Origin of the sequence: Paenibacillus agri, from assembly GCF_013359945.1 — a bacterium.
GTDB classification, from domain to species: Bacteria; Bacillota; Bacilli; order Paenibacillales; family Paenibacillaceae; genus Paenibacillus_AQ; species Paenibacillus_AQ agri.
In genome coordinates this window covers 60,185-72,931 of record NZ_JABWCS010000202.1, presented here as the reverse complement: position 1 = coordinate 72,931, position 12,747 = coordinate 60,185, and the positions used below count along the sequence as shown (strand labels likewise).

Sequence of the window (12,747 nt, the reverse complement as noted above, 5' to 3'; positions counted from 1 at the left end):
AATGGCTAGATAAGCCCCTTGATTTCATATAACATGGACAAAACTAAATATACCATAGTGATATTTTGGATAAAGCGAGAATCGGCGCCCTCATAGTGACTATAGTGCAACAAAACCTGATGATACGACTTCAGGTAGTACTGTCGTAAATGCAACATTTAAGGATGTGCATCTAGAAGCTCCTTGGGCTGAGCAAGCCATTGAGAAAGCTTATGCACTGGGCCTTATAAACGGCAGATCAGTCGATATCTTTGATCCGAACAGTAATACAAAAAGAAGAGAAGCCATTACAATATTAGCTAGAGCTAAGAAGCTAACTTTAGGCCTTCCAGCAGATCTCAATGAAGCAGCATTGCATTTTACAGACTGGGACAGTGTGCCAGAATGGAGCAGGCCTAGTATCGCGGCAGCATATGTAAATGGGCTAATAAGCGGCTCAAAAGTTAATGGAAAGTTTTATGTGAACTCAAATTCCAATATAACAAGAGCAGAGCTTGCGGTGCTTATACAAAACGCGTTTAAGCTAAAAGCTGACATGAATAATGTCAAATCATTCTCTGACGATATCCCGTCATGGGCCGCTGAAAGTATAGCCGCATTATCATCAAACAAGGCCATTAGTGGTTATCCGGATGGAACCTTTAAACCGAGTGCCAATGCAACAAGGGCAGAAATGGTTGTTATGTTGATCAACGTTATTAAACCGTAATAGCACAATAAAAAATCACATTCTGTAGCACATGATGCTCAGAATGTGATTTTTTAAGTTCTGGTGCCAGAATAACTTGTACCTATTTCCCCCGTACATGCACTTCTAGGCCCCTGCCCACATAGAATAAAAGGACCATGAACCCGTAGTTCTCATTGCTGATCGGTTTCATTGTACACGTGCGGGAGGTGTCGCCAAATTGCCCGGAATCATAAGTACAATTGCCCTGTTGATCAAAGAATTGACGCTGTTGGTGTCGTATGTAAGGAACAACGCATTTCCACAGCCCCTGACCGAAGAAGAGGAAAGCCGGTACTTGGGGCGGATGGCGGAGGGGGATGCCAAGGCCCGTAACTTGTTGATTGAGCATAACTTGAGACTGGTTGCCCATATTGTCAAAAAATTCGATAATACCGGCGAAGACATGGAGGACCTCATCTCCATCGGGACCATCGGCCTGATCAAGGCGATCGAGAGCTATCGTCCGAATAAAGGCACCAAGCTGGCTACCTTCGCAGCCCGTTGTATCGAGAATGAAATTCTCATGCACTTGAGATCGCTGAAAAAGACCCGTAAAGACGTCTCCCTGCATGATCCCATCGGTACTGACAAGGAAGGAAATGAAATTACACTTATAGATATCCTCGGTTCGGAAGCCGATGATGTAATCAAGGAAGTCGATCTGAAGATTGAGAAGAGCAAAATCTACCGCAACCTCGACATCCTGGATGACCGGGAAAAAGAGGTCGTGGTCGGCCGTTTTGGCCTGGACACGGGAGGGGAAGAGCGGACGCAGAGGGAAATTGCCAAGGAGCTTGGCATCTCGCGCAGTTATGTGTCGCGGATAGAGAAGCGGGCGCTGATGAAGCTGTATCATGAGTTTTATAAGGCGAAGCGTTGAACGGATCGGGTCTGTCTTTTGACAGGCTCTTTTTGTTGTCGAAATTTGGATGAGTAGTCCAAAAGAACTATGTAAAAAGCCGGATTCCTCTGTAAAACATTAGAAACTTAATGTTATAATTTGGATAACTATAATGCTGTTATTACATAATCCGGAGGGGGATAGGTAACCGTATTTTTGGAATTACAGTTAATAATATGATTAAAGAAACTGCTAAGGCGCAGCGTGCAGCTAAAAAACAAAAGGCACTATACATAGAAAGACTTAAAGAGGAAACGAACGATTATAAGCGATTTTATTAAGTTACGATGAATGAAACTATATGGCTAGTAATTGCGAGGATAATGGATCTGGGCGGATGTGGGGTCGAACAGATGGACGTAATAAAGAGTAGACGCATACTGCTCACTAGTGAATTCCAAAAGAGCGCGTTTTGAGGGTTCCAATATAAACCAACAGCTGTCCTAAACTGAAAAATAAAGTCCTAGACTACTGTTGGTTTATTGAACTAACGTTTCCCGTTAGCGTAATGACTTGTTACTCTTAGTGGTAATCCTTCTCAATATTTTCCAAGTGAAATAAACAATTATTCCAAGTAGCATTAAACCAGAGAATTCAATTATTCTCCACATTGAACTATATTCATGGCCAAATGTTATTTTATGTTGTAGATAATCCATAGTCGTATACTTATCCACAATGTCTGGAACATATTTCTTTGAAAGATACATCCCCTGAATAATCTGAATAGCATAATAAACAAATGCAAAAATTAGTCCTACAATCAGGCTACCAATTAATGGTTTTTTCATAGTGACCTCCTTGTACTTAATACCTCATTTTACCATTTGTGTTAGTGCTATAACAATCACGTATAACAACCTGTTAGCTTAATTTTCGACAGTCTAATACTTTATTCTTTTGAGATGATGCACAGTACGAAGAGACCTTGCACTTATCTTTGCCGGAGTTAAGAAATTGGAATTGATAAACCTCCGCATTATCTGAAAGCTTGAGGAAGATTTGTTATACTCGAACCATTAGTGGAGATGATCTGAAACAGATAAGATTTCACCATTTTGAATCGCTAATGGTCTTTTGAAAGCGACTTGTCTTCGGATGAGTTGCTTTGATTATTATATATGCAGAAAGATTTTTGTGTTAAGTCAGCTTGTGAAAAAATACGAGCTGGAAGGAGCGCAAGCAATAAGGTGCTGTTCCTAAAAAAAATTGGCAATAAAATCCATTTGGCTTTTGAGTCGCTCCGGATAAGACGCTAGACACGGCGGCAGAACCCAGTTGTCCTGGGTTGAAGGATCTGCGGGGACATGGTCTAATCCGTGAGGGAAAGGCAACGCCTAATTGACCTTAGATTCATCGGTATGGAAATCTGGATTTAACTCACTTATTTTATTAATCGCATGTTGAGCAAATATCCGATTATCTGTTATTTCGAAAAGAGAAATTGATTTTTCATAATAAGATTTTGCTTTGGTAATTTCATTAATAAGAGAATAGTTATAGCCAATATGATAGAATAATTCACCCAATGAAAATGTTGAATAATGCTTCAGGCATACATTTACAGCTGTATGGCATTCTTTTATGGATTTTTCAAAAAGCTGAAGACGTGTTAGTGTTACTGCGTAATTGTATAAAATCCTTACCAAAATTTTATGATTTGATTGAACAGGAAGTTTATAATAATATTGAAGACCATTTTCAAAATACGCAAGGGCTTCCTCTAGTTGATATTCCTCGCAGTACAATACTCCAATGCTATTCAACATCTGAATATCTTGTTCGGTCATGAACTCCTGATTTATTGAATTCTGAATATAACTTAAGGCGTGCGCAAAATTATGATCAAGATAATATATACATATTCCCTCATGCCAAGAAAGATATCGCTGATATTTACTATTTTGAAACAACGGGTTATTTTTCTCTGATTGGATGAGATCATATAGATTTTGGTATTCGTGGTTATTTGTATATCCCTCAATTAATTCATAAAGGTCAGTAACATAATCAAAACGATCTGTTTGCCCCAAACTGAATAGATGATTAATATCTACACCCAGTCTATCAGCAATAAAATATAACATTGATGCTTGAGGTTCTAATTCCCCATTTTCAATTTTACTTAATTGTGCTTGAGAACAAATTCCCTGGCACAATTTTTTTTGCGAAATTCTTTTTGATTTACGAATTATTCGTATATTCTCCCCTATGTTCTTCAAATCCATTTTATATTTTGCAGACACGTAAAAAAGCCCCCATCCAAAAAATATTCTTATTAGTATATATTATACTTTCCAGAAAAGAAAATCAGGGATAAATTGGAATATTATATGTATTTAACTAGATTATGATTAAATCATAGTGAAAAATAATCCTTTATAGTAATAAATATACAAAAAATGTTCAGGAGGATCGAAAATGAGAGGAAAATGGAGAATAGTTTTGCTTATAATGACTATGGTTTTTATGTTTGGTGTAGTAACACCTACAATAACTACTGGATCAGGTGTTATTAGTACTAATGAACTGCCACTAAAGCCGTAGGAATCTGTTTGATGGTTACTACTAGAACGTTTTTCAGCTTCAATATCAGAGGAATGAATGGCGTAAAACAATAAAAAAGTGAAAAAATATTTTAGTAATAATATATTGGATGACATTAAAAAAATGATTTTAGAAGAATCATAATATTCGCGATTAGTCTTCACGGCAATTGAAGCTAACTGTTTTATTTCAAGTGGAAGAGGGGTTTAGTATGAACAAGCTAACGGATCAGGACAAACAATTAAAACTAAATGATATTATCGAACGAAGAAAACAGAGACATACCGAAAATCCGATTGATTCCATTGTGGCTCAGAAAAGAGAAGGAGCTTCTAATAATTTCTATTCTTCATTTGCGCAGCAGCGATTATTTTTTCTAGATCAATTTGAGAAAAACTCCAGCACCTACAACATTGGAGGTGCCCTTATCCTCAAAGGGAAATTTAACCGGGATGCATTGGAAGCAGGTGTTGAATATCTTTCAAAAAGACATGAATCCCTGAGAACCACCTTTAGTTTAACTGGTTCAAAAGTAACACAGATAGTAGATAGCGATAAGAGAGTTCCACTGGAAATGTATGATTTAAGAACAGTTGATTCTTTTGATAAAGAAGAACAGGCAACAAAATTGTTGGAAGAGAAATTCAATCAATCGTTCAATCTTACCAAAGGCCCCCTGGCAAGATTGATTCTTGTGCGTCTGGAAGACCAATTGCACTATTTATGCTTATGCATCCACCATATTATTTCAGATAACAGATCCATTCAGATATTTCTTGATGAGTTAGGGATATTGTACAGTCAATATATATCAGAACAGGAGCTTTCGCTACCGGAATTGAGGCTGCAATATGCTGATTATTCACTTTGGCAAAGAAATACTATTCAAGAAACCCGTTTTAAGAAGCAATTAGATTATTGGGTAGAGGAATTTAGTGATGTTTCCCATCTTCTGGAGCTTCCGTTTGACTTCAACAGGAAAACCCTTAGAAAAAGCGAAGGTCACACTTTAATTATCAACAGAGGCCTGAAAGTAAAAGAGGCTATTCAAAAAATCGGAAAAGACTCTGGAGTCAGTTCTTATATGACTCTGATGGCTGCATTTCAGCTTTTTTTATTTAAGTATTCTAATCAAAAGCGGTTCGCTGTGGGAACCCCGGTTACAGCCAGAAAGAATGCAGAAACACAAGATATTATTGGAATGTTCGCTGATACCGTTGCAATTGCTACAAATTTCGAACAAGATTTGACGTTTAAACAATTAATCTTAGAAGTCAGAGATAGAGTACTGGATGCCGCGGCTAACGGAGAGGTTCCCTTCGATAGGTTAATTGATGCTTTAAAGGTAGAACGCAGCACCAGCTATACCCCCCTTTTTCAGACAATGTTTGTATTTCATGAGGAACCAAAGCCGTTAGTGCTGCCGTTTATCGATGTCTTCTCTAAACCGTTATCCTCAACCTCCTCTAAGTTTGACATAACACTGACTATTGTTGACACTCCTGACGGATTTGAAGAGCATTGGGAATATTCGTCCTCTTTATTTAAACAAAAAACAATTGAAGGATTTATGAAGCGGTTCGGTGTATTGTTGGATCAAATTATTTCTAGTCCAAATGAAAATTTATCCAAGCTACACCTTATGGAAGAAAATGAGATCAAAGAAATAATCTATGAAAGAAACAATACGTTTTTCGATTACGACTTAAGCATTCCGATCTATTCTTATATCCAAGAACAAAGTAAAAGAAAACCGGATGAGGTAGCAGTTAAGTTTAAAAATCAGACGCTTACATATCAGCAACTGGAGAATCTATCTAATCAAATGGCAAACCGTTTAGCTGAAGAAGGTGTATCTAAGGGGGATTTTGTAAGCATCTGCATGTATAGATCTCTGGCTCTGATTGTTGCTTTGCTGGGTACAATCAAGAGAGGGGCGGTATATGTTCCGATTGATCCGGATTATCCCCGAGAACGGCTGCATTATTTACTGGAGGATTCCTCCTCTGACATCATGGTTTTAGACGATGATACCTATGACTTAATCTCACTTCCAAATGACAAACCATCAATTGTATTAGATTCAAATTGGTATAATATCAACCATTGCTCAGATCAATTGATGCCGGTTGAATTCAGTCCTATGGATAACTGTTATATGATTTACACATCAGGTTCAACAGGCCAGCCCAAAGGGGCTATCGTTCATCATGCTGCGGTGGCAAACAGGTTGTTATGGATGAGGGATGATTATGATTTAAATGAGCATGATGTTTTTCTTCAAAAGACTCCATACAGCTTTGATGTGTCTGTATGGGAATTGTTCTTGCCACTAATGGTTGGTGCAAAGCTCATAATAGCTGAGCCTCAACTTCACAAAGATACCTCATATCTATTGAATGTGATTCACAGTGAAAAAATTTCCGTCCTTCATTTTGTTCCTTCAATGCTGGAAGCATTTCTAAAAGAAATAGACACCAGCCGATTTGCATCAGTCAGAAAAGTCTTCTGCAGCGGGGAAGCGTTGCCTCAGAAAACAGCTGCAAAATTTTTAAATGCTTTTGAGAAATCCGTGCTTATTAATCTGTATGGACCTACTGAGGCGGCAGTGGATGTATCGGCATGGACATGCACTGCGGATACAAGCATGAATTCCGTCCCAATAGGATTTCCAGTAGCCAACACCCAGCTTTATATTCTGGACTCCAATTTCATGCCGGTTCCGGAGAGAGTACCAGGTGAACTATATATTGGTGGTGTACAAGTAGGCAAAGGCTATTATGGTAAACCTGAGCTCACCAAAGAAAAGTTCCTGGATAATTTTATTTTCTAAAGAAGATGGCGCGAAATTATACAGAACCGGAGATATTGCGCGCTATAACTCCGATGGTTCGATTGAATTCCTGGGAAGAAACGATAATCAGGTGAAAATTCGCGGGTTCCGCATTGAACTTGGAGAAATTGAGTCAGTTATTGCTCAGAATCCTTTGGTGAACAACGTTTTGGTAAAAGCAGTAAATCATCGCGAAGGCAAAGCGATTATAGCTTATGTGACTCATAAAGCTGAGGAGAAGAAGCTGAGAGAAGAATTAAAGCAACATGTATCCAGTAATTTACCCGAATATATGGTTCCTTCATTTTTTATATTCATGAATGAATTTCCTTTAACCCCAAACGGGAAAATTGACTTTATGATGTTTCCGACAATCGACTTAAGTATTTCCAAAGAACTCATAGACTTTCAGCCGCCGACAAATGAAATTGAACAAATATTATGCAATGTATATAAAGAGGTATTGTCACTTCCTGCTATCGGAATCACGAACGGCTTCTTTGATGTCGGTGGAGATTCTATAGTAGCCTTGCAGATTGTGGCTAAGGCCAAGGAAGCAGGCTTGCATTTTGAAGTGTCTGATATTTTCCGATATCAAACGGTTCAAGAACTCGCCACACATGCTTCACTTAGCAGGGACCGGATACAGATGGGAGGATACACCCCGTTCTCACTCTTATCGGAGAAAGATAAAGCTGATTTACCGGAAGGTATTATAGATGCTTACCCCTTATCCGTACTTCAACAGGGAATGATTTATCACAGTGAGTTTGGAAGACAAAATTCAACGTATCATGACGTGTTCAGTTATCACATTCAGGCATCTCCTCGGTTTGCGGATTTTAAACAGGCATTTTATAGGATGGTTGATCGGCATCCGGTGCTTCGAACCATTGTACAGCTAAGTGAATACAGTGAACCGCTTCAAATGGTGTTGGAGAAGACGGGAGAAGTATTCGGTGAGGATCAAGATATCTCCGGACTGTCCTTGCAAGAACAGGAAAGTTTTTTACAGGCATTTGTTGATACTGAGAAGAATCAGCGTTTCATTCTGGAAACTTCTCAGCTAATAAGAGTTTTTCTAATGAAGCGTTCTGAACAATCCTTTCAACTGACATTGAGTTTCCATCATTCCATTCTGGATGGATGGAGTATTGGGAAGCTTTTGATTGAGGTCTTGGAGAATTTTTCTGATTTGTTGATGAATGAGAAGATTAGAACCCGATCAAATCTTAAGTCGACATACGGAGAATTTATAAAGAAGGAACGGGAGAGTACCGATGACGAGGAACTAACGTCTTATTTTAGGAGATATTTGGAGGACTCGGAGGTAACCTCGCTACCTACATCGAAACGCTTAGCGGAAGTTACAGAAAATGACCATGGATTAAAAATGGAGAAAATCATAATTACTCAAGAAACTTATGCAAAGCTTTCGCGCTTATCCGGAGACCTTGGTGTTCCTCTTAAAACATTGTTAATGACAGCCCATTTAAGAGCCTTGGGAGTTGCATGTGGTGCCCAAGATGTGCTGACTGGACATGTAAGCCATGGTCGTCTTGAAGAAACGGATGGGGAAAATGTTTTGGGGTTATTCCTGAATACACTCCCTATCAGATTAAAGCTGCAACAGGAGAGCTATCGTGAAATGATTTCCAGAGTAATTAACGAAGAAGTTTCCCAGATCAAGGCAAGAAGATATCCTTTTGCACAAATTCTTGCCGTAACTAAGAAGGATACACTTACAGACACTATTTTCAACTTTACTAATTTTCACACCACCACACAAATAGACGAATTATCTAATGTAAAAGTTATTGATCAGATTCTCTATGAAAAAACCAATTTTTCTTTAATGGCCGCCTTTTCGCTGGATGCAGATTCCAGTAATCTTTTAGCATATTTAAGATATCATCCTGAAATTTACGATGAGCAGCGGATTAAAAACCTGGCAGGTTATTATGAAAGGATTCTGTATGAAATGGCGGAAGATTGCGACACCCCTATTTTTTCGGGTTCAATATTATCTCCAGAAGAAAGCGGAGAACTGTTATATAGCTTTAATCGTTCATACGCTCCTTATGATTTGTCGCATCCGCTGCAACATTGGTTTGAAGAACAAGTCAAACGTACTCCTGATGCGATTGCCTTAAAGTATGGCGAGGATACTATGACTTATTCTCAACTGAACCGAAATGCCAATCAGATCGCGCACTTCCTGATCGGAAAAGGGATCAAGGCTAACGACTTTGTCGGGATTGCGCTTAATCGTTCTTTCGCCATGTTTGAGGGCATTTACGGAATTCTTAAAGCGGGTGCGGCTTACGTGCCAATTGATCCTTCTTATCCGGAAGGCCGATTGTTGCATATGCTCGAGGATTCAAAGATCAGGCTCCTGCTCAGTGACCAGGCTTCCATAGGTGTTTTACCTGCAGATGATATTTCAATTATTTGTCTTGATAGTGAACGGGAGCAATTCGCCGGAATGCCGGACATTAATCCGGATGTGACTATAGATAGCGTCAACTATGCTTATATGATTTATACATCTGGTTCTACGGGCAAGCCTAAAGGAGCCATTAACCGGCACCGCGCGATAAGCAACTTTATGCTTTGGATGAATGAAAATTATCATTTAGGCGAACAAGACAGCGTTCTCCAGAAAACGCCTTTCAGCTTTGACGTATCTTTGTGCGAAATATTTCAGCCTCTGATGAGCGGAGCAAGAGTAATTATTACGGAACCCGAAGGACATAAGGATACGGCTTACCTGGCGGAACTGATTAAGAAGGAAGCAGTTACCCTTGTACATTTTGTTCCTTCCATGCTTTCTATTTTTCTGGAAGAGCCGTTGATTGAGAAGATCAATTCCTTAAAACATGTGATCTGCATTGGCGAAGCACTAACGAAAGAGCATGAAAAACACTTTTACCAGAAAATGAATGCCCAATTGAGCAATCTATACGGGCCTGCAGAAACTGCTGTCGTAGTCACATATTGGAGATGTAATCCAAACGATGAATCAACTTTTGTTCCAATTGGATTCCCAGTTGCCAATACACAAATGTATTTGGTTGACGCCATGTTGAATATTGTTCCGAAAGGTATTCCTGGAGAAATTCTAATTGGTGGTGAGCAGGTCGGCGCCGGATACTTTAATCGTGACGAGTTGAACAAAGAGAAATTTATCGAGGATATGTTCCTGGAAAATGGCGGCAAGCTTTATAGAACGGGGGACTTAGGCAGATATACCGAGTCCGGCGAAATTGAATTTTTAGGAAGAATGGATCATCAGGTCAAAATCAATGGCCAGCGTATCGAATTGGGTGAGATTGAAGAAGCTGTGCGTTCCCATCCTGCAGTGAAGGAAGCGTTGGTGTCTATCTACAGAAACAATGCCGAGGGTAATTCATTAGGTGCACATATTCTAATCAGAGATTCTTCTAACTCCTTAAATGAGGAAGATATTTTACGTCATATTTCTAACAGTCTGCCGGCCTATATGATTCCTGAGCAACTATTGTTGCTTAGTGAGTTTCCGTTAAATCCAAGTGGTAAAACTGACCGGAAAGCTTTGCCGCAGTTCTCGCCAATTAAAGCGGTAAGTCGTGTAGCGATGATAAGACCGCAAAACGAGTTGGAACAGGCTATACACGATGTGATTTCTACTGTTCTGGGAGTCGAAGAAATTAGTGTGATTGGAAATCTGTTGGATTACGGTATGGGGTCTTTGTCAGCGATCCGTGTGGTTTCCAAGCTTAGAAATACGTTAGGGCTGGATATTAATCTTACAGGTCTTTTCAACAATAAAACCATTACCGAATTGTCAAATTATATGTTGGCTTCTTTTGTTGAGGGGATGTCTGAAGGAGAACTAGAACTTGCAGTATTGGATTAATTAAGGTGAATCACTATGAAAGGGGATTAAATTGTGAATACTACTATGTCAGCCTCGGATAAATTGAAGCTTGCCAAACTTTTGCTCCGCAAAGGAGAAGAACAACTATTGCAGCACAAGGATGTTGTGGAGGATCCTTTTCTGGACATTTCTTTAGATCCTGACAGCAGGTTTGAACCATTTGAACTGTGCAGCAGCCAACAGGTTCATCTACTGGGGAGATCAGGATATTTTGACATGACCGCCGGATCTAACTGCTACCAATCTTTTGTATTCCAGAATGCGGACGTTGAATTCATAGACCGAATAGATAATGCATTTCAAAAGCTGATTGCGCGCCACGACGCACTTCGCATACAAATGGTCAATAGTAAGGAGCAACAGGTTTTGCGGGAGGTTCCTCCATTTCATGCGGTCAGAAAGGATTTACGGCAACACTCTCCGCTTGAAATAGAGAAGCTTGTACAAGAAGAACATAAATTCCTTGTATTTAAACCAGGAAACGTCAATCAATGGCCGTTGTTTGACTTGGTTGTTCTTATTCTTCCAGAAGATACACTGGTTTTGTGCTGGAGGATGGATTTGTTCATCTACGATTTTCCAAGCCGGCTTGTAATAACCAATGAATTTTTTGAGATTCTGAAAGATCCCAATAAGGAGTTCCCGGAATTAAAATTTTCCTTTAGGGATTACGTGAAAGCTTCCAACGATGCATATAAATCGGTGTTTTTTCAGAAATCCAAGGCCTATTGGGAGACAAAGCTTCCAAAATTTCCACAGCCTCTTCAGTTGCCGACCATCAGCAAAGTCCGGCCTGGCACCCAAACGCCAAAAGATGCATTTCTCTCTAAGCTATCTGCAGCGGATTGGGGGAAAATTAAGTCCTTTGCCAACCGGAAGAGCATAACCCCGTCAATCGTTGCTACTGTTGCGTTCGCTTATGTTTTGCGTAATTTTGCTAAATCGCGGGACTTTTTAATGGGGCTTATCAGTTTTAACCGCTTCGATATGCATGAGCAGGCTGAGGATATTCTGGGATGCTTTGTTCAAATGGTTCCTTTTCCTTTTGATTTTGAAGAGGCAACCTTTACTGATTATTGCTTAAAGGGCCGCGATCAGCTGATTGAAGCGATGCAAAACCGTTTCTATCCGGGACATCTGGTATTAAGAGATTTGCATCGGATGCGGAAGTCCGGCTCCCATTCCCAATGCCCGGTGATGCTTACCCTATTGTTTGAGCATAAGACAAAAATGGAAGCATTTCCGGATAACAGCGAGATTGGAGAGATTACATCCGAGATCGCCTTCCAACAGCTGTCCTTACCGCAACTTCAATTACACCCAGGCATGGGAGAAAATCCGGATGGTTCCTTTTGGTGTTATTGGAATCATGCTTCAGGTTTATATCCTGACGGCTTAATTAAGGATATGTCGGAAAGCCTAACAGGAATTCTTAGTGAACTGGCTGTGCAAGAAAGCAACTGGGATATTGCCTTTCATGATTTGTGCGAACCTGTTATCAGCAATAAGGCAAGCGTACAGTATAAGCTCATGGATGATATCAATGATGACTCAAGCTTCGTCCGGGACGATATCAATAGTTTAGTTGAGCAGGAATTAATGAGCCTTATCCAAAATAAGATGGGGATTGCAATCTCCTCTCCGCTGGAAGATCTATACGATCTGGGCTTTAATTCATTAAAACTGGTTCAGTTGCTAAATTGGATTGGAGAAGCGTTCCAATGTGAGATTCCGCAGGATATTCTATCCGGGGATATTACGGTTGCGGCTTTCGCATCTCAATTGGGTAACGTGCGACCTTCCGTATTGTCCTAGCA

Annotated in this window: 8 protein-coding genes; 6 read left to right on the top strand and 2 right to left on the bottom strand. The window is 39.8% G+C overall.

Annotated elements, in window-relative coordinates:
• The first annotated feature begins 166 nt into the window (after window positions 1-166).
• Window positions 167-709: an S-layer homology domain-containing protein gene (locus tag HPT30_RS30680; RefSeq protein WP_175371158.1), complete on the top strand. Its 543-nt coding sequence runs from the start codon at window positions 167-169 to the stop codon at window positions 707-709.
• Between the two features lie 199 nt (window positions 710-908).
• Window positions 909-1,610 carry an RNA polymerase sporulation sigma factor SigK gene (sigK, locus tag HPT30_RS09485; RefSeq protein ID WP_066373374.1) on the top strand — a complete coding sequence of 234 codons (702 nt, stop codon included), beginning with the start codon at window positions 909-911 and terminating at the stop codon, window positions 1,608-1,610.
• 521 nt (window positions 1,611-2,131) lie between these two features.
• On the opposite strand, the gene HPT30_RS09480 is transcribed toward sigK, so the two are convergent.
• The gene (locus HPT30_RS09480) at window positions 2,132-2,422 is read right to left on the bottom strand and encodes a hypothetical protein (RefSeq protein WP_175371157.1); all 291 of its coding nucleotides are present in this window, start codon (window positions 2,420-2,422) and stop codon (window positions 2,132-2,134) included.
• Window positions 2,423-2,968: 546 nt separating this feature from the next.
• Complete coding sequence (locus HPT30_RS09475; RefSeq protein WP_175371156.1) at window positions 2,969-3,877, bottom strand: helix-turn-helix domain-containing protein; 909 nt, start codon at window positions 3,875-3,877, stop codon at window positions 2,969-2,971.
• Window positions 3,878-4,052: 175 nt separating this feature from the next.
• On the opposite strand from HPT30_RS09475, the gene HPT30_RS30380 reads away from it, so the two are divergent.
• From HPT30_RS30380 to HPT30_RS09460, 4 genes are all read left to right on the top strand, one after another.
• Window positions 4,053-4,178 carry a hypothetical protein gene (locus HPT30_RS30380; protein ID WP_281364473.1) on the top strand — a complete coding sequence of 42 codons (126 nt, stop codon included), beginning with the start codon at window positions 4,053-4,055 and terminating at the stop codon, window positions 4,176-4,178.
• Window positions 4,179-4,389: 211 nt separating this feature from the next.
• A complete protein-coding gene (locus tag HPT30_RS09470) occupies window positions 4,390-7,011 on the top strand; it encodes a non-ribosomal peptide synthetase (RefSeq protein ID WP_175371155.1) in 2,622 nt (873 codons plus the stop codon).
• A complete protein-coding gene (locus HPT30_RS09465) occupies window positions 6,959-10,909 on the top strand; it encodes a non-ribosomal peptide synthetase (RefSeq protein ID WP_175371154.1) in 3,951 nt (1,316 codons plus the stop codon). Before HPT30_RS09470 ends, HPT30_RS09465 begins: the two co-directional genes overlap by 53 nt.
• 33 nt (window positions 10,910-10,942) lie before the next feature.
• Window positions 10,943-12,745 (top strand): condensation domain-containing protein, encoded by a 1,803-nt coding sequence (locus HPT30_RS09460; protein ID WP_175371153.1) that lies wholly within the window; start codon window positions 10,943-10,945, stop codon window positions 12,743-12,745.
• The last annotated feature ends 2 nt before the right edge of the window (window positions 12,746-12,747 follow it).